Origin of the sequence: Streptomyces sp. AC555_RSS877 (genome assembly GCF_019049245.1) — a bacterium.
Lineage (GTDB): Bacteria > Actinomycetota > Actinomycetes > Streptomycetales > Streptomycetaceae > Streptomyces.
The window spans coordinates 162,427-182,679 of record NZ_JAGMUK010000052.1 but is presented as its reverse complement, the minus strand read 5'-3'; the positions used below and the strand labels follow the sequence as shown (position 1 = coordinate 182,679).

General features: G+C 66.4%; 20 protein-coding genes. 13 read left to right on the top strand and 7 right to left on the bottom strand.

The window, feature by feature from the left end:
* Positions 1-50: 50 nt before the first annotated feature.
* A complete protein-coding gene (locus KUM49_RS22835) occupies positions 51-1,184 on the bottom strand; it encodes an ROK family transcriptional regulator (RefSeq protein WP_217238759.1) in 1,134 nt (377 codons plus the stop codon).
* 56 nt (positions 1,185-1,240) lie between these two features.
* Here KUM49_RS22835 and KUM49_RS22830 point away from each other — a divergent pair, with 56 nt between their 5' ends.
* The 3 genes from KUM49_RS22830 to KUM49_RS22820 all read left to right on the top strand — a co-directional run bounded on the left by KUM49_RS22830 (position 1,241) and on the right by KUM49_RS22820 (position 3,873).
* On the top strand, positions 1,241-2,329 hold the full coding sequence (locus KUM49_RS22830) for a Gfo/Idh/MocA family oxidoreductase (protein WP_217238758.1): 1,089 nt from the start codon (positions 1,241-1,243) through the stop codon (positions 2,327-2,329).
* On the top strand, positions 2,326-2,865 hold the full coding sequence (locus KUM49_RS22825; protein WP_374200191.1) for a heme-degrading domain-containing protein: 540 nt from the start codon (positions 2,326-2,328) through the stop codon (positions 2,863-2,865). Before KUM49_RS22830 ends, KUM49_RS22825 begins: the two co-directional genes overlap by 4 nt.
* 141 nt (positions 2,866-3,006) lie before the next feature.
* A complete protein-coding gene (locus tag KUM49_RS22820; protein ID WP_217238757.1) occupies positions 3,007-3,873 on the top strand; it encodes an LLM class F420-dependent oxidoreductase in 867 nt (288 codons plus the stop codon).
* 84 nt (positions 3,874-3,957) lie between these two features.
* On the opposite strand, the gene KUM49_RS22815 is transcribed toward KUM49_RS22820, so the two are convergent.
* The 3 genes from KUM49_RS22815 to KUM49_RS22805 form a co-directional block, all read right to left on the bottom strand.
* Positions 3,958-4,815: a fumarylacetoacetate hydrolase family protein gene (locus KUM49_RS22815; protein WP_217238756.1), complete on the bottom strand. Its 858-nt coding sequence runs from the start codon at positions 4,813-4,815 to the stop codon at positions 3,958-3,960.
* A gap of 142 nt (positions 4,816-4,957) precedes the next feature.
* Positions 4,958-5,671 carry a YidC/Oxa1 family membrane protein insertase gene (locus KUM49_RS22810; protein ID WP_217238755.1) on the bottom strand — a complete coding sequence of 238 codons (714 nt, stop codon included), beginning with the start codon at positions 5,669-5,671 and terminating at the stop codon, positions 4,958-4,960.
* A gap of 89 nt (positions 5,672-5,760) precedes the next feature.
* The gene (locus KUM49_RS22805) at positions 5,761-6,072 is read right to left on the bottom strand and encodes a DUF6412 domain-containing protein (protein ID WP_217238754.1); all 312 of its coding nucleotides are present in this window, start codon (positions 6,070-6,072) and stop codon (positions 5,761-5,763) included.
* A 322-nt stretch (positions 6,073-6,394) separates the two neighbouring features.
* Between KUM49_RS22805 and KUM49_RS22800 the strand changes: the two genes are divergently transcribed.
* The 4 genes from KUM49_RS22800 to KUM49_RS22785 all read left to right on the top strand — a co-directional run bounded on the left by KUM49_RS22800 (position 6,395) and on the right by KUM49_RS22785 (position 13,278).
* Complete coding sequence (locus KUM49_RS22800; protein ID WP_217238753.1) at positions 6,395-7,867, top strand: glycoside hydrolase; 1,473 nt, start codon at positions 6,395-6,397, stop codon at positions 7,865-7,867.
* A 217-nt stretch (positions 7,868-8,084) separates the two neighbouring features.
* Complete coding sequence (locus KUM49_RS22795; protein ID WP_217238752.1) at positions 8,085-9,101, top strand: SEC-C metal-binding domain-containing protein; 1,017 nt, start codon at positions 8,085-8,087, stop codon at positions 9,099-9,101.
* A 39-nt stretch (positions 9,102-9,140) separates the two neighbouring features.
* The gene (locus tag KUM49_RS50750) at positions 9,141-9,560 is read left to right on the top strand and encodes a DUF3592 domain-containing protein (RefSeq protein ID WP_374200190.1); all 420 of its coding nucleotides are present in this window, start codon (positions 9,141-9,143) and stop codon (positions 9,558-9,560) included.
* 571 nt (positions 9,561-10,131) lie between these two features.
* A complete protein-coding gene (locus KUM49_RS22785) occupies positions 10,132-13,278 on the top strand; it encodes a DUF3427 domain-containing protein (protein WP_217238750.1) in 3,147 nt (1,048 codons plus the stop codon).
* 101 nt (positions 13,279-13,379) lie between these two features.
* On the opposite strand, the gene KUM49_RS22780 is transcribed toward KUM49_RS22785, so the two are convergent.
* The gene (locus KUM49_RS22780; protein ID WP_217238749.1) at positions 13,380-14,051 is read right to left on the bottom strand and encodes an ATP-binding protein; all 672 of its coding nucleotides are present in this window, start codon (positions 14,049-14,051) and stop codon (positions 13,380-13,382) included.
* A 203-nt stretch (positions 14,052-14,254) separates the two neighbouring features.
* Here KUM49_RS22780 and KUM49_RS22775 point away from each other — a divergent pair, with 203 nt between their 5' ends.
* Positions 14,255-15,100 carry a helix-turn-helix transcriptional regulator gene (locus KUM49_RS22775; RefSeq protein WP_217238748.1) on the top strand — a complete coding sequence of 282 codons (846 nt, stop codon included), beginning with the start codon at positions 14,255-14,257 and terminating at the stop codon, positions 15,098-15,100.
* Positions 15,100-15,321 (top strand): DUF397 domain-containing protein, encoded by a 222-nt coding sequence (locus tag KUM49_RS22770; protein ID WP_217238747.1) that lies wholly within the window; start codon positions 15,100-15,102, stop codon positions 15,319-15,321. The genes KUM49_RS22775 and KUM49_RS22770 overlap by 1 nt, the downstream gene beginning before the upstream one ends.
* A gap of 99 nt (positions 15,322-15,420) precedes the next feature.
* Here the strand turns inward: KUM49_RS22770 and KUM49_RS22765 are convergent, their stop codons facing one another.
* Both KUM49_RS22765 and KUM49_RS22760 read right to left on the bottom strand, forming a co-directional pair.
* A complete protein-coding gene (locus KUM49_RS22765) occupies positions 15,421-16,038 on the bottom strand; it encodes a hypothetical protein (protein WP_217238746.1) in 618 nt (205 codons plus the stop codon).
* Positions 16,039-16,046: 8 nt separating this feature from the next.
* Entirely contained in the window at positions 16,047-17,258 is a 1,212-nt protein-coding gene (locus tag KUM49_RS22760; protein ID WP_217238745.1) for a DUF262 domain-containing protein, read from the bottom strand.
* A 314-nt stretch (positions 17,259-17,572) separates the two neighbouring features.
* On the opposite strand from KUM49_RS22760, the gene KUM49_RS22755 reads away from it, so the two are divergent.
* From KUM49_RS22755 to KUM49_RS22740, 4 genes are all read left to right on the top strand, one after another.
* Entirely contained in the window at positions 17,573-18,313 is a 741-nt protein-coding gene (locus KUM49_RS22755; protein ID WP_217238744.1) for a DUF6879 family protein, read from the top strand.
* A complete protein-coding gene (locus tag KUM49_RS22750; RefSeq protein ID WP_217238743.1) occupies positions 18,310-19,158 on the top strand; it encodes a helix-turn-helix transcriptional regulator in 849 nt (282 codons plus the stop codon). The genes KUM49_RS22755 and KUM49_RS22750 overlap by 4 nt, the downstream gene beginning before the upstream one ends.
* Positions 19,159-19,245: 87 nt before the next feature.
* On the top strand, positions 19,246-19,701 hold the full coding sequence (locus tag KUM49_RS22745) for a hypothetical protein (RefSeq protein WP_217238742.1): 456 nt from the start codon (positions 19,246-19,248) through the stop codon (positions 19,699-19,701).
* Positions 19,701-20,108, top strand: a complete 408-nt coding sequence (locus KUM49_RS22740) for a hypothetical protein (protein WP_217238741.1) — start codon at positions 19,701-19,703, stop codon at positions 20,106-20,108. The genes KUM49_RS22745 and KUM49_RS22740 overlap by 1 nt, the downstream gene beginning before the upstream one ends.
* Positions 20,109-20,253: the final 145 nt, after the last annotated feature.

Genomic DNA, 20,253 nt, shown 5'->3' with positions numbered 1-20,253 from the left:
CCCCGCCCACCCACAGCCGACCCGCACGGACCGACGCGGTCGGACCGCCGTCACCCGTCCCCCCGCCCGAACAACGGCGCCAGCAGCAACTGAGCCGCCCCTTCCGCAACCCCGCCGGAGGCAACCCGCACCGGCACCGGCAGCGAACCCCGGGCGCGGGCGTCGAGAACGATGGCGACCCCTCGTACGAAGGCATCCGGCGTCGCGGTGATCGTACGACCGCCGAGCAGCACGAGGTCGATGTCCAGCAGCCCGACGAGGTTCGCGACGCCCTCGCCCAGTACCCGCGCCGCCTCCCCGATCTCGCCGCGGGCCACCGCGCCCAGGCACAGAGTCTCGATGCAGCCCCGGTTCCCGCATTCGCAGCGCGGCCCGTCCAGCTGGATGACCTGGTGTCCGAACTCCCCCGCGCCGGTCCGCGTGCCCCGGTGCACGACCCCGCCGATCACGAGTCCGGCGCCGAGCCCCGTACTGAGGTGGAGATAAGCGAAGGATCCGCCCCCGCCGCCCTGTCCCGCCACGGCCAGTCCGAGCGCCGCCGCGTTGGTGTCCTTGTCGACGACGACGGGCACCCCGAGCCGCCGCATCAGCGTGGACCGCAGTGGGAAACCGTCCCACTCGGGGAACCCGGTGACCCGGTGCAGCATGCCCCGGGCGTGGTCGAGGGGACCGGGGAGAGCGACGCCGATGCCGAGGAGGGAGGCGACCTGGGCGAGCGCCACGCCAGAGGGTTCGAGTCCCTCGGCCACCAAGCCGTCCGCCTCCCGTGACACCGCCCCCACCAGGGCCTCCGCACCCGCGCCCAGGTCCAGCGGGGCCCGGCGTTCGCCGACCACGGTCCCGTTCAGGTCGACAAGGACCGCGCGCAACTCGTCCCGGTCCAGATGGATCCCGATCGCGTGTCCGGCCCCCGGTACCAGCCGCAGGACCGTGCGCGGCTTGCCGCCCGTAGAGGCACGCTGCCCGGCCTCCGTCGCCAGCCCCTCCTCCCGGATCCGGGCGGTGATCTTGCTGACGGCCTGGGGGGTCAGGCCGGTCCGCTCGGCGAGTTCGAGGCGGCTGATGCCGTCCGGGCCCGCGGTGCGCAGCAGGTCGAGCACCAGCGCGGTGTTGTGGCTGCGCAGCGCGAGCAGATTCGCGCCCCCGGGCCCGCTGCCGTACGCCCTGCCGTTCGTCCTGTTCACACCCCCATTCTTCCCCGCGCTTGCACTTTGGCAACAGCGTTGTGAAAGTGGAGGCCATGACTGGACGCAAGACTCCTGGTACCCCTCTCCGCGTGGGCCTCGTCGGCTACGGCCTCGCCGGTTCCGTCTTCCACGCCCCGCTGATCGCCGCGACCGAGGGCCTCGCCCTGGACACGGTCGTCACCTCGAACCCCGAGCGGCAGGAGCAGGCCCGCGCCGAGTTCCCGGACGTGCGTCCGGTCGCCTCGCCGGACGAGCTGTTCGACCGGGCCGACGAGCTGGACCTGGTCGTCCTCGCGTCCCCGAACAAGACGCACGTCCCGCTCGCCACCACCGCCCTGAAGGCCGGCCTGCCCGTCGTCGTGGACAAGCCCGTCGCGGGCACGGCCGCCGAGGCACGCGAGCTGGCGGCCCTCGCCGAGGAGCGCGGCCTGCTCCTGTCCGTCTTCCAGAACCGCCGCTGGGACAACGACTTCCTGACCCTGCGGAAGCTCCTGGCGGACGGCGAGCTGGGCGACGTGTACCGCTTCGAGTCCCGCTTCGAGCGCTGGCGGCCCCAACTGAAGGGCGGCTGGCGCGAGTCCGGCGACCCGGCAGAGATCGGAGGTCTGCTCTACGACCTCGGCAGCCACCTCGTCGACCAGGCGCTGGTCCTCTTTGGTCCGGCCGCCTCCGTGTACGCCGAGTCGGACGTCCGCCGCCCGGGCGCGGAGACGGACGACGACACGTTCATCGCGATCACGCACACCAGCGGGGTCCGCACCCACCTGTACGCCTCCGCGACCACCGCCCAACTCGGCCCCCGCTTCCGGGTGCTGGGCTCGAAGGCGGGCTATGTGAAGTACGGCCTCGACCCGCAGGAGGCGGACCTGCGCGAGGGCAGGCGCCCCGGCCGGACCGCCGACTGGGGCTGGGAGCCCGAGTCGCTGTGGGGCCTGGTCGGGGCCGGAGAGTCCCCGCTGACCGGCGGCGGCCGCGCCGAACCGACCCTTCCCGGCGACTACCCGGCCTACTATGCGGCCGTGGCCAGGGCCCTCGCCGACGGCGGTCCCAACCCGGTGACCGCGCTGGAGGCGGCCGCCGCCCTCGACGTACTGGAGGCGGCGCGCCGTTCGGCCCGTGACGGAGTGGCGGTGTCGCTGTGACGCAGAACCAGTCGCACAATCAGTCGCGCAACCAGACGCACAACCAGGAGATCACCCCGAAGTTCCACCCGGAGCTCACCCCGCCCCTGGAGGAGCTGGAGGCGCAGGAACGCCGTCTGGTCTTCCGCCAGTTCACGTACGACGACGCATGGGCGCTGGGCTCCCTCATCGTCGACCTGGCCCGCGAACGCCAGGCCCCCGTCACCATCGACATCCACCGCGCCGGCCAGCAGCTGTTCCACGCGGCACTGCCCGGCTCCGCCCCCGACAACGACGCCTGGATCACCCGCAAGCGCCGGGTCGTGGAGCGCTACAACTCCGCCTCCTACCTGGTGGGCGCCCGCTGCCGCGCCAAGGGCACGACGTTCGAGGAGTCCTCCCGCCTGGACCCGGACGAGTTCGCGGCCCACGGCGGCTCCTTCCCGATCACCGTGGAGGGCGTCGGCGTGATCGGCGCGGTCACGGTCTCGGGGCTGCCGCAGTTGCAGGACCACCGGTTCGTCGTGGAGGCACTGGAGCAGTTCCTGGGCCTGTGAGCGGCCAACCAGTGACTGGTCAGACCGTTCAACCAGTAACCGGTCAGACCGTCAAAGCAGTGACCCGTCACTGAGGGGATGATCTCGGGGCACCCTCCGGTTGGCACCGCTGTACAGCACACCGACCGGAGGGAACGGCCCATGAGTGACGCCCTGAAGGAATCCATCGGACGGTACGGCGTCTGGAGCGTCGGTCTGCGCTCGGAGGACCCCGCCCGGCGCGGCGAACTCGCCGAGGCCGCGGCCGAATTGGAAGACCTGGGGTACGGCGCCGTCTGGCTGGGCGGCAACAGCTCCGCCGCCAACGCCGCACCGCTGGTCGAGGCGACCTCGACGCTCACGGTCGGCACCAGCATCCAGAGCATCTGGCAGCACGAGGCCGCCGACAGCGCCGCGCGCTTCGCCGAGTTGGAGGCCGCCCACCCCGGCCGCTTCGTCCTGGGCCTCGGCGTCAGCCACGCCAAGGTCGCGGAACAGTACCGACGCCCCTACTCGGCCCTGGTCGCCCACCTCGACGCGCTGGACGCGGCGGGCGTTCCGGCGGACCGCAGGCTCCTGGCGGCCCTCGGTCCGAAGACGCTGGAACTGTCCCGCGACCGGTCCGCCGGCTCGATCCCGTACCTGGTGACCCCCGAGCACACCGCGTACGCCCGCAAGATCCTCGGCGACGCCCCGCTCCTGGCCCCCGAACTGGCGGTCGTCCTGGAGACGGACCCGACCCGCGCCCGCACGCTGGCCCGCGAGTTCCTCGCCCCGTACCTCGGCCTCCCGAACTACACGAACAACTTCCTGCGCCACGGCTTCACCGAGGACGACCTCGCGAACGGCGGCAGCGACCGTCTGGTCGACGCGCTGTTCGCATGGGGCGACGAGACGGCGGTCCGCGCCCGCATCGACGCGTTCTACGAAGCGGGCGCGGACCATGTGGCGTTGCAGCTGGTGGACGACGAGCCGAGGAACGCGCTGCCGAGGGCAGCTTGGCGTCGGCTCGGAGACCTGCTGGCCTGAAGGGGCGCGGGGAACTGCGCGACCAGCCACCGGCAACGCGCAGCCGACAACGCACCCGCAGTTCCCCGGCGCCCCCGCGGAGCGCTAGGCGTCCTTGAACTCCTGCCGCTGCCGGCCGAGCCCTTCGATCTCCAGCTCCACCACATCACCGGCCCGAAGGAACGGCTTCGGCTCGGGTGCCCCGAGCGCCACGCCCGCCGGCGTCCCGGTATTGATCACGTCACCGGGATACAGGGTCATGAACTGGCTGACGTACCGCACCACTTCCCCGACGGGGAAGATCTGCTCGGCCGTCGTGCCGTCCTGCTTCAGCTCGCCGTTGACCCACAGCTTCAGCGACAGATCCTGCGGATCGGCCACCTCGTCCGCCGTCACGAGCCACGGTCCCAGCGGGTTGAACGTCTCGCAGTTCTTCCCCTTGTCCCAGGTCCCGCCCCGCTCGATCTGGAACTCCCGCTCGGACACGTCGTGCGCCACGGCGTACCCGGCGACGCATCCCAGCGCCTCCTCCGTGGACTGCGCGTACCGAGCCGTACGCCCGATGACGACCGCCAGCTCGACCTCCCAGTCGGTCTTCACGGACCCGCGAGGGACCAGCACCGTGTCGTAGGGCCCGACCACCGTGTCCGCGGCCTTGAAGAAGATCACGGGCTCGGCGGGCGGCTCGGCCCCGGTCTCCCGCGCGTGGTCGTGGTAGTTCAGCCCGATGCACACGATCTTGCCGATCCGTGCGAGCGGCGGTCCGACCCGCAGCCCGGTGGCGTCCAGCACGGGCAGCGAACCCGCCTCGGCGGCGGCGCGGATCCGGCCGAGCGCGTCCTCGTCGGCGAGCAGCGGTCCGTCGATGTCCGGCACGACGCCGGACAGATCCCGCAGGGTCCCGTCGGCGTCGAGCAGCGCGGGCCGCTCCGATCCCGCCGTACCGACTCGCAGCAGCTTCATGGTCACCATCTCCCTCGATCGCGGGCACGTCGACCGACGGGTGCAGCCATCGGATGACTGGTAGATCGTCCAAGGTCGGCGTCCAGTCCGCAATACCCGGTTCACGGACTGGACCGGGACCCGGGCCCGGGCGCTGGGGGACTCAGCGGTACAGCGCCGCCCGCTCCACCGCACTCCACGTCGTGCTCGTCACCACGTACAGCGCGGCCGCCAGCGGCACCACCGCCACGGTGAACAGCGTGAAGAAGGACATGAACGGCATGACCTTGGTCATCGCACCCATCCCGGGCACCGGCCCCGCGCCTTGCGCCGGCACCGCCACATTCGCGGCCATCATCCGCTTCGTACGGCGGAAGTTGAACACGGCCACCACGGCGACGAACGCGAACAGCCCGACGTACACCAGCCCGGCGGCCCCGAACGCCCCGCCGTCGCCGAGCGCGTCCGTCCAGCGGTCGCCGAGGGGCGCGGCGAGCAGCTGGTGCGAGAGGAGTTCGTTGGCCTGTCCGCCGATCCGCGTGTTGGAGAACAGGTGGTAGAGGAGGAAGAACGCGGGCAGCTGGAACAGGCTCGGCATGCAGCCCGACAGCGGCGACACCTTCTCCTCGGCGTGCAGCTCCATCACGGCCTTCTGGAGCTTCGCTGGATCCTTCTCGTGCTTCTTCCTGAGCTCCGCCACCTTCGGCTGGAGCGCGGCCCGGGCCTTCTGTCCCCGCGCGGCGGCCCGGGACAGGGGATGCACGAGGAGTCGTACGAACGCGGTGAACAGGACGATCGCGGCGGCTGCCGCGGTCGCGCCGAACAGCGGCTGGAGCAGGTCGGCGAGGTGCCGGACCAGATCGGCGAAAACGGACATGGGTGAGCCCTCCGGGGGTCTCGTCGTGCCGGGTGATGAACGACGGCATGACGACCCGCGCGGGGCGGCGGTGGAGTGCGGCTGATGCCCTACGCGACGGTCGTCGGGAGGGCGTGCCCCGGCGCTCGGGGCCGGGTGCGTCCCCTCGCGTCGGGGTCGCGTTGCGGCAGGAACGCCGTACGGCGGGCGCGGTCGCGGATGGCCGTACGCACCCGGGTGGGCGGCACGGCGAGCGCGGAGCGGGAGGCGAGGAGCGAGCAGGCGGCGAACGCGGAACCGGCCGCGGCGGTCGCGGCGAGCGCGACGGTGGCGGAGAGGCTGCCGGCGTCGAGCAGCACGACGTCCAGGAAGAGGATCAGCAGGAGGGCTGCGGGACGCAGATGCGCCAGGCTGCGGATCATGGGGCGGGCCCTCCTCTCGTGAGTCTGCTTGTACGTCTGCTTGTACGTCTGCTTGTCCTGCCCTTGGTTATACCTGATCGGGCTCGGCGTGGGGTGGCCTGTCCGGGCCGCACGGAGACGAGCGGATCGCAGACCGCCGACAGCAGGCTGCCGGCCGGAGCCCCGCGTTCGGTACCTCGCACACCTTCCTCCACAGGTTGAGAAAAGGGCTGTCACAACCCTCGACAACCCCACACACCACACCCGATGCTTCGTCGAGGCACGAACGGGGACAGGCCACGACTCCGGTTCAGGGACCGGTCGTCGATGAATCGGAGATGCCATGATCCGACGTAGAACACTGCTCACAGCCGCGGGCGGGACGCTCCTCGGCAGCGCCCTGGCGACCGGCACCGCACGCGCGGACGCCACCATCGCCGTCAACCCCGGCACCTCGTACGGAACGTGGGAGGGCTGGGGTACCTCCCTCGCCTGGTGGGCCAACGTGTTCGGCGCGCGGGACGACTTCGCCGACGCCTTCTTCACCACCAAGTCGGTGTCGTACAACGGGACGACGCTCCCCGGCCTCGGCATGAACATCGCCCGCTACAACCTGGGCGCGTGCAGCTGGAACAGCGTCGGCGGCGAGACGATGGTGGAGTCGCCCAACATCCCCGCCTTCAAGCAGATCGAGGGCTTCTGGCAGGACTGGAACAACGAGGACCCGGCGTCCTCGGCGTGGAACTGGTCGGCGGACGCGAACCAGCGGGCGATGCTGGTGAAGGCGACGCAGCGAGGCGCCGTGTCCGAGCTCTTCGCGAACTCCCCGATGTGGTGGATGTGCTCCAACCACAACCCGTCGGGCGCGTCGGGCGGCGGCAACAACCTCCAGACCTGGAACTACCGCCAGCACGCCTCCCACCTGGCGGCCGTGGCCCAGCGCGCGAAGTCGAACTGGGGCGTGAACTTCGCGACCGTGGACCCCTTCAACGAGCCGGCCGCGTCCTGGTGGACCGCCACCGGCACCCAGGAGGGCTGCCACATGGACCCCGCGGTCCAGGCCGCCGTACTCCCCTACATGCGCAGCGAACTCGACAAGCGCGGCCTCAACGGCATGCGCATCACCGCGTCCGACGAGACGAACTACGACACCGCCCGCTCCACCTGGGCCGCCTTCAACTCCTCCACCAAGGCCCTGGTCAGCCAGGTCAACGTGCACGGCTACCAGGGCTCGGGCGGCCGCCGGGACCTGCTGTACACGGACGTGGTCACGACGTCCGGCAAGAAGCTGTGGAACTCGGAAACGGGCGACAGCGACGGCACGGGCCTCACCATGGCGTCGAACCTCTGCCTCGACTTCCGCTGGCTGCACCCGACGGCGTGGGTCTACTGGCAGGTGATGGACCCGACGGCGGGCTGGGCGATGATCGCGTACGACCAGAACACGCTCCAGCCGACGACGGTCCAGACGAAGTACTACGTCATGGCGCAGTTCAGCCGCCACATCCGTCCCGGGATGCGGATCATCGACACGGGCGTGGGTTACGCGGCGGCCGCCTACGACGCGGCCGCGAAGCGCCTGGTGATCGTGGCGGTGAACACCTCCACCTCCGCCCAGACCCTCACCTTCGACCTCTCCCGCTTCACCACGGTGACGGGCGGCTCGGGCGGCCTGGTCCCGCGCTGGAACACGGTCACGACGGGCGGCGACAAGTACCGGGCGTACTCGGACACGCGGCTGAGCGGGAAGTCGGTGGCGGTGCCGTTCGCGGCGAAGGCGGTGCAGACGCTGCAGATCGACGGCGTGACGATCTAGAGGGGACGTTCACACCTCCGGGGCTCCGGGACCACGGAGCCCCGGAGCCCCGGGAGGGAACGTGCGAGACGTAGCCGGTACGAGCCGGTACGAGCGGGACGTGCCGTTACGTGCCGGACGTGCCGGAACCCACTCCGCCGATCCACGAGCCGCCGATCCGCCTGCTGGCCTGGGGATACCTCTCCCTTTGCCAGGGCCCGGCAGTACGGTGTCATGCATGCGCCCCGACACGCCTGCCGAGAACGTCGACCACACCGCTGAAGCGGCCCGCCTGGAGCGGACCGCCGGCCTGTATCCCGAGGACGCCGAGGCCCTGCTGCTGCAGGCAGCGGCCCACCTGGAACTCGCCGGCGACCGCCCCGCCGCCAGCACCCTCTACGACCGCCTGCTGTCGTCACCGGAGGGCTTGGAGGACCCCTTTCTCGTACGAGCCCTGAAAGCCTCGAACCTCTGGGAGTACGGCCACGAGGCCGAGGCCAGGGCGATCATCGAGGGCGTCCGGGCGGCGTTCCCGCGCGAGGCCGCCCCATGGGTGATCGTGGCGGAGGCACTGGAAGCGCACGACGAGCTGGAGGCGGCGCACGAGACGTTCACGGAGGCGGTGGAGCTGCTCCTCACGGAGGACGCGCAGCCCCCGTACTCGACGCATCCCCTCCTGTTCGGCCGCCACCGGGTCCGCCGCATGCTGGGCGTCGGCCACGACGACTGGGACGTCCTGGCGGACACCCTCCACACCTCCCCCGTCTCCCTGGACGAACTCCACGACCCCAAGCGCGTCTGGTCCCTGGGCTCGGACAACCCGGCGGAGCTGGCCGCGGAGATCTCCAGGCTGCGAGCAGAACTCGGCACCCACCGCGAGGCCCTGTCCCGCCCCTTCCCGGTGGCGGTACTGCACTGGCCGGCGGGCGAACTGGCAGAACTGGTGTCGGCGTACCCGTCCCTGGCAACGGAGTACCCCTCCCACGAGGAACACCTCGCGACCATAGAGGCGTCCCTGCGTGAACTCGCCTCTTCGGGGACCCCGAACCTGGGCATCGTGACGGGGACCGTCCCGTCGTACGAGGCGTTCGCGGCCTCGGAGGGCGCGTCCCCGGAAGACGCGGCGCTGCTACCCCAGTACGCGACGACGCTGGCGGCGCGGGGGCGGGCTGTGGTTTGGCCGCCGCAGCGGGGGGCGGCTTGTTGGTGTGGTTCGGGGCGGAGCTATGGGGAGTGCCACGCAGTCGGTGCGTAGCCGCGTTTGGTTCCAGGGTCGTCGACTGGGGAGGGTGCGATGTCCCAGCCTTGGCTGACGTTCGCCCTTCTCTTCGCGACCGGGTGGCTCGCCTATGGGATCCGTGTCGTCCGGCGCGGCCTCCGCGAGCGGAGGGGCGTACGGCTCCTCGGCGTCCGAGGTACGCGCACGAAGGGAGAGGTCGTCCGCGGACCGCGCCGCGAGGGAGCCACATTCCATCCCGCCCAGATCCGGTACCAGGCCGGCCCAACGAGTCAGACGTATCGCCGGTCCCCGCTCAACGCGGATCAGCACTCTCTGTGGGTGGGCTTCGAGGTGGTGGCGCTTTACGACCCGGACGATCCTCGGCGGGTCGTGGTGCTGCGCACTCAGAAGACGTTCAATCCGGGGACCTACGTGGTGAACGGTGTGGCGCTGTGTTTGTTCGGGGTGGCGCTGGCTGTGTGGGCGTTCCTGTGATCTGGCGAGCGCCTCTTCCCGCGGCTTCCCACCGAGGCCACCGCAACGGCATCGAAGCTGGCCGATTCAAGGGGCGGGTTGATGGAGAGTGCCACGCGGCGTGACATCCCCACCTCCATTCCCGGCCGCAAGCCGCTGAGCCGACCCGGCGTGCTGGCGAGGCGCGACCGCGCTCCTTCTCGCCGGGCGAACCGGACACCAACGTCAGGGCACTCCACCTGCGGGCCCCGTCCTTCCGGGCCGCCCGCTCGCTTCAAACCCGTGCTGGAGCGGCCCGGGTCAAGGGTGGCCCGAAGGGCCATCGCCGCAGGCGACGCAAAGCGCCCTTGAAGCGGGCCCTGGAAGCACGACACTGCAAGGAAGCGGGCGGCCCAACGGCACCTTGACGGCATGCGATGCTCATTCGCCGCACTGGTCAGGGCACCTTCGTGACGGGCAACCGCCCGAAAAACGATCACCTTTCGGTACAGACCCTTCGAATGTCAGTGGCTGCTGTTAAAACAGATCCACATCCGCACGAGTCGGCGCGAGTGCCCGTGCGCAAGAACCAAGAGGGATCAGGGGAGCAGCCGTGGCAGAAGCAGAGGGCCGGTCGAAGCCGATTGCGGGTGTCTACGAGAAGCTGATCACCCACGACGTACACGCCGAGCTCGAGCGCTTCGAAGCCGCCGGATGGAAGTCCATCGACGCCGAGGTCAGCGCCGAGTCCTCCCCTCATGTCCTGGCGCGCCACATCGGCGAAGCCGTCGGACGCAGGCTGAGTCAGCTACCACATGGCAAGCAGGTCGCGGCCGCCAACCACATCCTGCAGTCCCTGGCCGCCGCAACGCCTGATGAGCACGATGGCGAGGCGACAAGCACCATCATTGATGGCCCTCGGCAGCTCCTTGCCCTCGCTGAGCAGGAGGCGCCCGGTGTCTATGCGATACGCCCGCTCACTCCTCTTTCCGAGACCTCGCTGATCACGAACTCTCCGGAAGATCCCAGCCTGGGCGCCGAATTGCGGGCCGAGCTGGCCACTGCCGACCGCATCGATCTACTTTGCGCCTTCGTGAAGTGGTACGGCATCCGGGTCTTGGAGGATTCCCTACGCGCCGCAAAGGAGCGGGGCGTACCGATCCGCGTCATCACGACGACGTATATCGGTGCCACGGATCGCCATGCTCTCGACCGGCTCGTCCGCGATTTCGGCGCCGAGGTCAAGGTCAACTACGAGCTGCGCTCGACGCGTCTGCATGCGAAGGCGTGGCTGTTTCGCCGGAAGAGCGGCTTCGACACGGCGTACGTCGGCAGCTCTAACTTGTCGAAGGCGGCGCTACTCGATGGCCTGGAGTGGAACGTACGTCTGTCGTCGATCGCCACACCCGCAGTGCTCAATAAGTTCGAGGCGACCTTCGACGCGTACTGGAACGACATCGCCTTCGAGTCGTACGACCCCGACCACCACGGCGAACGCCTCGATCAGGCCCTGGCACAGGCAAGCGGCAGCACCTCCCCAACTGACCTGAAGATCAATCTCTCCGGCCTCGAAGTTCGCCCCTTCCCGCACCAGCGGGACATGCTCGAGCGCCTCCGCGTCGAGCGAGAGATCCGCGACCGAAACCGCAACCTCCTCGTCGCCGCCACCGGTACTGGCAAGACCGTAATGGCGGCCTTGGACTATCGGAGCCTCTCGAAGAAGCACGACACCGAGAACCCGCGATTGCTATTCGTGGCCCACCGCAAGGAGATTCTCCAGCAGTCACTCCGTATGTACCGGGAGGTCCTCGACAACGCCTCCTTCGGAGAACCGCTCCACAGCGGCCAAGAACCGCAGGCTTGGGATCACGTCTTCGCAAGCGTCCAGTCCCTCAACGTCCGGCACTTGGAACGACTGGCCCCTGATCACTTCGACATCATCGTCATCGACGAGTTTCATCACGCCACCGCGGCCACGTACCGCCGGGTCATCGACCACTTCAAACCGAAGCAGTTGCTGGGCCTCACCGCCACACCCGAGCGGATGGACGGGCTCAACGTCCAAGACGAGTTCTTCGACGGTCGCATTGCCGCTGAGATGCGTCTGTGGGAAGCCCTCGAGAACGATCTCCTGTGTCCCTTCCACTACTTCGGTATCCCAGACGGCACAGACCTGACGAACCTTGGTTGGAGCAAGGGAACCTACGCCGAGACCGACCTCGGGAACCTCTACACGGGCAACCATGCCCGCGCCCGCATCGTGGTCAAGCAGATCCGGGACAAGGTTTCCAACCCTGGAGCCATGCGAGCCCTGGGCTTCTGCGTGACTAAGTCCCATGCTCACTTCATGGCCGGCTTCTTCCGTGAAGTCGGCTTCCAAGCGGTGGCCCTGGACAGCGACTCGCCGGCCGGCGTGCGCGCCCAGGCACTTGCCGACCTGCGCGACGGCAAGCTCCAAGTCATCTTTTCCGTCGACCTGTTCAACGAGGGCCTCGACATCCCTGACGTCGACACGCTGCTACTCCTGCGTCCCACCAACAGCGCGACCGTCTTCCTCCAGCAGCTTGGCCGTGGACTGCGCCGCACCGAGTCCAAGCCAGTGCTCACCGTCCTTGACTTCATCGGCCAGCACAGGGCGGAGTTCCGCTTCGAGGAGCAGTTCCGGGCCCTGACGAACTTGTCTCGCAACCGGCTCGTCGATCACATCAAGCATGACTTCCCGCAGCTTCCCTCCGGATGCCAGATCATCCTGGAAGGCAAGTCCAAGGACCTCGTACTCGACAACATCCGCGCCCAACTTGGTGCCACGGTCAAGACGTTGGTCAACGAGGTGAAGGCGTACGACACGCAGCAGCTGGCTGACTATCTCCGCGAGAGTCGGCGTGAGATCAAGGAGCTGTACAAGAGCGACAACTCGTGGACGACCGTGCTTCGGAGGGCGGGCTCCGTCAAGGACCCCGCGCCTTCCGGAGAAGCCGCTCTCCTCAAGCGCGTCCACGCCTTCCTCCATATTGACGACCCGGATCGGGCCGAGGCATATCTCAGCCTCCTCGCCGACGACGCTCCGTCCTACGAAACGCTGAGCCCGACCGGTCAGGTATACGCCCGCATGCTCTTCTTCAATCTGTGGGACAACGCGGGCGGCTTCACGAGCTACGGGCAAGGCCTCGAGTCGCTACGCGACCAACGGGTGTTCCGCGACGAACTCCGCCAGGTGCTGTCGCACGTCATGGAACAGGCCGAGCACTTCCCTATCACCCTGCCGGATAGCCACCGCCGCATCCCGCTGAAGGTCCACAGCTCCTACAACCGCTCAGAGATCCTGGCCGCTCTCGGCGTAGCGCGCTTCGGCGGTCAGATGCCGCGCTCCTTCGCGCAGGGCGTCCAGTGGGTTGAGGAGATCAAGACCGATGCCCTCCTCATCACCTTGGAGAAGAACGAGAGGGACTTCTCCCCCACGGTTCGCTACAAGGACTACGCCCTGAGTCCCACGCTCTTCCACTGGGAATCCCAGAACGCGACCGCAGAAAACTCTCGGACGGGGCTGCGCTACCAGCAGCACGCAGAGCAGGGCAGCCACGTCCTCCTGTTCATGCGCCGCTTTAAGAACACCGACATCGGCAAGTCTCAGCCGTGGATGCTCCTGGGACCCGCGACCTACAAGGAGCACAAGGGCAGCAAGCCGATGGGGATCACGTGGCAACTGGAGCACGAACTGCCGGCCGATGTATGGACGTATGCGACGATCACAGCAAGTTAGCCAACTCCTAGAACTTGATTGATTGGAGGACTTGGGCCAGCGAAGCCAGGTGCGACCAGGCATTTCCCTGACTTCCGATGGCCCAAATCCACCAATTCCAATCACTTAATGATGCATACTTCGACTTCCGAGGCCTCTGCCTCGAAGTGGGTCTGCGCACGATCGAGAGCCTCGTCGGCGTCGCATCCATGAGCTCTCAGCCAGTGAAGGACGTCGGCGATGACGTCGATCGCCCTTTCCTCCGCCACCGCCACGCTCAGCGGGCCAACTGCTTGTAGCCGCGGTTGCGCCCGCTCACGCCCGTACAGGCTCAGTAGAGCCTCGACTCGATTCACGCGAAGCCCTCCAGAGTGACCGTCAGCTGAACGTAGCCCCGTCTCCAGCTCGCACCACGTCACTTTTTGATCGGCCTGGAGCTGGACGCCCCAACGGCTAGTGACAGCACTAACCAACGCCATCCCCCTACCGGACTCGGCCTCCAGCGCACCGTCAACGAGGGTCGGCAGGGCGCGGGTGTCTGGATCGTGGACCTCGATCCGTACTCGCGTTCCCCTCATCGAGACGGCAAGAGTAGTGGGGGTGCCGGCGCCTACATGATTGATGACATTGGACACGAGCTCGCTGACGCAGAGTTGAGCGGTGTCGACGACGTGATGCAGTCCCCACAGTCCCAAGTGAAGCCTCATGATGCGCCGCAGCGCTGCCACCTCTTCCGGTGCTGCCGCGAAGGGGAGGCTCCAAGGCTTCCTTGAGATGCCCGCGATGCAGTCCATCCCTCAACTCCTCTACCGGTGTCCTGAGTTGCGATCTGCGGTCACCCGCACACATAGGGTTGCATTGGAACTCTCAAAATGGAACTCTCATATCGCGCCTCTGGTGGTGCGACTACACCACGAGCGCCCCCGGCGCGCGCCACCTTGCCGTCTCCCCGGGGCAACCAGGACGATCTGCTGGATCGACACGAAGGGTTGCAGTAATGGCAGTTGGACCCACAACGCGAAGGCGCCAACTAGGCGCCGACCTTCGCCGTCTCCGCGAACGTAAGGGATTGACCCTGGAGGAGGCAGGCTCACGCGTCGGCATCTCGAAGGCGACCCTTAGCCGCTATGAGACCAAGGAGGGCACAGTCAAGTGGCCGGCTGTCGACGCCCTTTGCCGCGAGTACAGCGCTTCTGAGGACGAGCGCCTCGCCCTCGTAGAGCTCGCAAAGGCCGCCAGGATCCAGGGCTGGTGGCGATCACTCGCCGACCCCATCCCCGAGTCGATGAACCTCATGCTCACGCTTGAGGACGAGGTCGTTCGCGAAGACCACTACGCATGCATGTACATCCCTGGCCTCCTCCAGACCCGCGCCTACGCTGAGGCCATTCACCGAGCCTCCGAGGTGCACTGCCCGGAGCGGGAAGTACAGCACATGGTCGACATCCGCATGAAGCGGCAGGAACTCCTCGATCGAGATGAGCCGCCGCACATCTGGTGCGTGATCGACGAGGCGGCGCTCCGACGCCGAGTCGGGGGCAGCGAGGTGATGCGTGAGCAGCTCCGCCACCTACTTGCCCTCGCGCAGCGCCCGCACGTGACTGTACAAGTGCTTCCCTTCTCGACGGGAGCGCATGCGGCGGCAGTTGGCAGCTTCGTCATGCTCCGAGGGCCGGTTTCGGATCTAGACGTCGTATACGTCGACCTGCTCAGCGGCGGCCTCTTCATGGAGAAGCAGCCAGAACTGGAGCGTTATAGATTGGCGTTCGAGTACCTCAGCGCGCAGGCACTCGATCTCGAGAGCTCAGCGGAGATTGTCGACCGTATAAGCAAGGAGTCCTGATGACGTCGCCCTCGACACACCTGTGGTTCAAGTCCTCCTACAGCGGGGGCAGCGGAACAGAGTGTGTCGAGTGTGCACGGACGAGGAACGGAACTCTCATACGCGACTCGAAGATCGTCAGTGGTCCCGTGATCCTTGTTCGGGAGCAGGCCTGGCATGCCTTCACGCATGCCTTGCAGATCGGGCGAACGTCGGATTTCGAGACCGAAACTCAGAGTTGAAGCCGCCCCTGACCCGGCAACTCACACCGAGAGTTTCTGTGACATCCAACGCACCGACGGTAACGTTGGATATCACACCCTCGCGAATCTCCGAACTCGCTACTTACTATCCATCTGGATATCGAGATCCCGAAATCCATCTAGAACCACATTGACTATTTTTAGCTCATTTTGCGGATCGGGCTTAACCTGCATCTTTGCTCCCTTATGAGCAGCATCACCTCGAGCCGTCGCCCAAGTCTCAGTCGCACTGAGCCATCCCGAGTCGATATCTGCCTCCCGCAGACCAATCGGTAGGAGCAGTCGGAGAAGGTTCTTCTCTTTTATGCCGTGGTTTTGTTTTCTGGCGTAGCGATGCATATCGGCTCGGGCAGCCTCTATCCGGGCCTCCAACGCAGGATATTTTGCCGGTCTGGCGGCGGCCTCACTTAGAGACTCAGGGATAGCTGGAGCCGATTCCCTGTACGCCACAACCGCCAGCAGGCTAATCGCTATCGACCCACTGAACTTCCAGCCGGCGACTGCCTGGTCTATAACCTCGATGACACGATCCTCTATAAAAGACTCGAACTCTGCGTGCGCCAGGACTCTGAAAGCGCGCGTCTGCTCGTAGACGAGATCTTCATAGTCCCCCGTAGGATCAAAGTCCTGCGGCAGGAAATTCTGCCGCAGTTCCCTGATCCGCTTCTCCAGTTCCTCAAATCGCGCGGAAGCCATCCGAACCCCTAGGGAACGAGACGGTTGTCGCGCAGTTCAGGTACACGCAGTTGCATGTCGATCGCTTCGCCAAGAGCCTCACCCCAAAGGGAAAGACGTCGATGGGTCGCGAGCGGAGTTTTCGTCGTAGTCTGGATCGACTCGACAAAACGTTGATTGGTATCGCAGAGCTCGCGGAAGGCCGATTCAACGACCAATGCGCGAGAGGAGGCCTTGGCTCGTACAGCCTCATCGGAGAAGTAGTAGGTCATTACATCGAACACGGCCCGATTGAAGCGCCCTTCATACTTCCCACCGGCCCAGCGATAGAACGCATTATCCCCGAAAACCTTGAACGTTGCCTCGATGGAATCGTTGCAGTTATCCCCAACCTGCTTGATCCGACCCTCTTCTTTTTCCCACTGAGCATTGAGAAGATTGACTGTATCGTCAAGGAATTTCTTGAGATTCCCTGTATAGTCATCCAGAGTGAAGTGGAACCCGAAGTATCGAAGCAGCACCTCCACATCACGCATTCGGAAGTCCGGCTTATCAATACGCAGAGCAGCTCGAAGCCACTCACTCTCAGACGCGCAATCGTCCAGGAAGTCGGTAAACGGGCCGGGGTGAAGAGCCTGTCGAAGCTCCTGAGGAGACAGCTTTACACTGCCTGTATTAAGTCGGAGGAAAATGAGGTTCAGAAAATCCTCGTTAGGCCAACGGCGGACAACCACAGTTCGAATAGTCTCATTAAGGAGGGAGTTTAGATCGTCGACATAACTGTCATCCTCCTCCATCTTTCGAAGTGTAGCAAGCCGCAGATCTTCACGAACCTCAAGACCCGTGAGTGAAAATCCCTTGAAGTCCTCTTCTTCTGCCGATGCCGCAAAAGACGAGCCCGCCGCGAACTGCCGGAGAGCTAGCAGTCGCTGCTTTCCATCCAGCACGATGAATTTTCCGCGCCGATTTTTATCTTCAGCTAGGACGATCTGGGGGATTGGCAGGCCAAGGACAAGAGACTCGATGAAACGACTCTTCCTAGGCTTGTTCCAGGCATCTCGACGCTGGAAACGTGGATTGAGTTGAATGTTTCCTCGACGCAACTGACTGAGAATCGTTTCGGCGGTCCAGTCCGTGTCCGTAACAACGGCCCGCGTGACCTCTTCAGATGTCACTGATGCGGTCGTGTCCTCTTCTTCGCCGTCTACGTCATCCCACTCGGGCATGTCATCATTCGCCACGCTACTCCGCACCTCTCACATGGTGGTCCAAGGGCCTAACGAGCCTCGCCAACTACCCTAGTTTCGCAGACTAGTTCGTTCCCTGGTACGGCTCCCTTGATCTGTACTCGGTCTAAGCAAACTGTAGTTGGCAAGGGTGAAGCCAATGCCAAGGAACCTCCCGCGAGGTCTTCGATGTGAAGGGACCTGAGCCATGACTGCTTGCTCGCAATCCCAGCTGACCTCACAGAAGGCGCAATCCGCTGCAATCCTGAGACACAGGCCGGTCCCGGACCCGCATCCTGGACGTCCAGCGGGCACACACGGAGGGCTACATGACTCTCAGGTTCATCGGTACCACCAGCGACGACGGTGACTGCCCCACGCTGTACGACATCGAAGGAACGGACGAGATCCTCGTCCAGGGCGAACGGGAGACGGACCCGGAGCATCTCGTGCAGCTGCGGGACGTCAAGGAGTCCGAGACCTTCGTCCGGGTGCCGCGGAGCCTGTTGACCCGCTACGCGCCCAGGAGCGATGCGCCCGAGCTTCAGCCGTTCTCTTCGATCGCCCCTCTCTTCCGCGACTTCAAGCACACCGCCTGGCGCCTTGAGTCCCGCCGCGAATACGCCTCTGATCGCAACAGCCCAAAGTGGTCCCGATTCCTCGCGGGCCAGGACATCGCTCGAGACCCGGACAACGCCTGGCGTGAGAACGTCCGTGCTCAGACGGCGCAAGGCAAGCGGTTCGAGCGCGTGCGCCTGGTCGACGAACCGCTGACCCAGGGACAGAAGTTCCTCCTTGCGAGCGCGCCAAGCAACGTTGCCGCGGGAGAGGACATCCGCAACCTGAGCCGCGCCCAGGCGCAGGGATTGCGACTGCCGGACTATGACTTCTGGCTCTTCGACTCCGAAATCCTCGCCCGCTTCGCCTTCGATGACGACGACACCACGATGGGCGTGTACGTCACTGAGGACCCCGCCGAAGTCCTCGCCGCATGCCAGGCGCGGGACGCAGCCTGGCACCATTCCGTCCGTACCGAAGAGTTTGCCAGGCGGGTACGTTCCACCGTGTGAGCACGGACTACCAGACCGCCAGAGAAGCCCTCGGCGCGCGGCTGCGCGAGCTGCGCACCGAGTCCGGCCTGGAAGGCAAAGATCTCGCCGCCAAGCTCGGTTGCCAGCCCTCGAAGGTCTCCCGGCTTCAGAACGGCAAGCAGACTCCGGCCTCTGCTGACCTGACCGCGTGGGCGCAGGCCTGCGGCCGACCCGACTGTGAAGCTGAGCTCCAAGGGCTGCGGGCCGGGCTGGAGATGAAGCAGCGCCACCGCTCTTGGCGGCGTCAGCTGGCCGGCGGACACCGCGGTCGCCAGGAGATCGCCGTCCGTCAGACCGATGCCACGAAGGCGATCCGAGGGCTTGAGGTATCGCGTGTTCCAGGGCTGTTCCAGACCCCGGAGTACGCCCGCTTCATCTTCGACGCCAATGCCGAGTTCCGGGGCATCCCCGCGACCACCGAGGCCGCCGTCGAGGCCCGGATGCGTCGCCAGGAGTCGCTGTACGACCCTGCGAAGACGTTCCGTTTCCTGGTGTGCGAGGCGGCCCTGTACCACCGCTCATGCCCTGCGGACGTGATGGCGGAGCAGCTGGACCGGCTGTACAACCTGGTGGGCCAGCGCCGAATTGAGCTCGGCATCCTCCCGTTCGGCGCACAACTGCGCCGTACGGCTCCGCATGCTTTCTGGATCTACGACCGCAGGCTAGTCATCATCGAGACGATCAGCGAAGAGCTGTGGCTCACTGGCGAGGACGACATACAGCTGTACGAGCGTGCGTGGGACTGGCTCGCTGATTCCGCCGAGTACGGGGCGCCCGCACGCCGTCTGATCGGCCGGGCGAGGGCGTCTCTGGACCTGCCGTAGACAATCAACAGCAAGCGCCGGACCCGAATGCGCAATCGCGCGCAATCGCGACACAGGCGCGCAATCGTGCCATCTAACGTCCTTGCCATGGTCACGAAGCCCACCCAGTCAACCTGGCAGGCAGGCCAGGACTGGCTCCTGTCCTGCACTCGAAATCCCACTGCCGCGCGCCGCGCGTGGGATGCCCATGGATTCGCTCTCATCCCGAGTGGCGAGCATTGGCGCGTAGCCGAGGGCCCTTTGCTCAGGTCTGTCAGGGCAATGAAAGACGTGAGCAGCCAGCGACTCGGCCCCGTCCTGGTGGACGTTGCGACTGACCAGGCCTGGTGGCTCCTGTCCCCAAGCCTCGGCGGCGAACTGGACAACGTCCGACAGCTGACAGTGCACCCGACCGGCTGGATCCTCGCTTGCCCGCCGGTTCTGCACACAATCGACGAGCGCGCATGGCTGGAACGCCCGAGCGGATCAGGCCGCCTCACCGACCCCACAGCGCTCGGCGCCGCATTCGGTTTGGGCGGACGAGTTCTTGCGGAGACGCTCTGATGACGACTACCTCCGCCTGGTCAGGCGCAGAGGCCGACGAACCCGATGCCCCGACGCTCGGTGAGCTCCTCGTACAGTCAGCGACCGGCGTCCGCGACCGGAGCGCAGTACAGGCCCTCGTCGAAGAGGCGAAGCTCCTCAACCGCGACAACGTCCGTGCAGCGCTCGTGACCAAGCGGGGTGGCGTTATGACCTGCCGGTGGGAGGGCATGGCCGGACGCCTCTACACGCTGGGGCTTGACGACGAAGAGCGTGCGTTTCTCGGGCTTGTGCTGTCGATCGTGGGTGTGCGGCAGAGCCATCTCGCCGCTGTTGAGTACCTCGACGAGCGCCGCTTGAAGATCGTTTTGCAGGCGATGCTGCGGCTGGCCGGCAAAGACCGGATCGCGATCGGCACGCGGTTGTGAGCCGCTTGCGGTAGGCCCTCCTCCTCTCCGCCTGCGAGGAATACCCGGCCACTCCAACGCTCCGACCAGGTGGCAGTTGGCCAGTCGTCGAATGTTTCCCGCTGCGTACGGGACTGCGTCACGTTGCGCGGCGGTGTGTAAGCCC

Coding starts and splice junctions, on each gene's coding strand:
- KUM49_RS22745 (WP_217238742.1), top strand. CDS start 19,246: ATGGTCACGAAGCCCACCCAGTCAACCTGGCAGGCAGGCCAGGACTGG.
- KUM49_RS22775 (WP_217238748.1), top strand. CDS start 14,255: ATGGCAGTTGGACCCACAACGCGAAGGCGCCAACTAGGCGCCGACCTT.
- KUM49_RS22770 (WP_217238747.1), top strand. CDS start 15,100: ATGACGTCGCCCTCGACACACCTGTGGTTCAAGTCCTCCTACAGCGGG.
- KUM49_RS22810 (WP_217238755.1), bottom strand. CDS start 5,671: ATGTCCGTTTTCGCCGATCTGGTCCGGCACCTCGCCGACCTGCTCCAG.
- KUM49_RS22805 (WP_217238754.1), bottom strand. CDS start 6,072: ATGATCCGCAGCCTGGCGCATCTGCGTCCCGCAGCCCTCCTGCTGATC.
- KUM49_RS22795 (WP_217238752.1), top strand. CDS start 8,085: ATGCGCCCCGACACGCCTGCCGAGAACGTCGACCACACCGCTGAAGCG.
- KUM49_RS50750 (WP_374200190.1), top strand. CDS start 9,141: ATGTCCCAGCCTTGGCTGACGTTCGCCCTTCTCTTCGCGACCGGGTGG.
- KUM49_RS22815 (WP_217238756.1), bottom strand. CDS start 4,815: ATGAAGCTGCTGCGAGTCGGTACGGCGGGATCGGAGCGGCCCGCGCTG.
- KUM49_RS22830 (WP_217238758.1), top strand. CDS start 1,241: ATGACTGGACGCAAGACTCCTGGTACCCCTCTCCGCGTGGGCCTCGTC.
- KUM49_RS22740 (WP_217238741.1), top strand. CDS start 19,701: ATGACGACTACCTCCGCCTGGTCAGGCGCAGAGGCCGACGAACCCGAT.
- KUM49_RS22800 (WP_217238753.1), top strand. CDS start 6,395: ATGATCCGACGTAGAACACTGCTCACAGCCGCGGGCGGGACGCTCCTC.
- KUM49_RS22765 (WP_217238746.1), bottom strand. CDS start 16,038: ATGGCTTCCGCGCGATTTGAGGAACTGGAGAAGCGGATCAGGGAACTG.
- KUM49_RS22755 (WP_217238744.1), top strand. CDS start 17,573: ATGACTCTCAGGTTCATCGGTACCACCAGCGACGACGGTGACTGCCCC.
- KUM49_RS22780 (WP_217238749.1), bottom strand. CDS start 14,051: ATGGACTGCATCGCGGGCATCTCAAGGAAGCCTTGGAGCCTCCCCTTC.
- KUM49_RS22820 (WP_217238757.1), top strand. CDS start 3,007: ATGAGTGACGCCCTGAAGGAATCCATCGGACGGTACGGCGTCTGGAGC.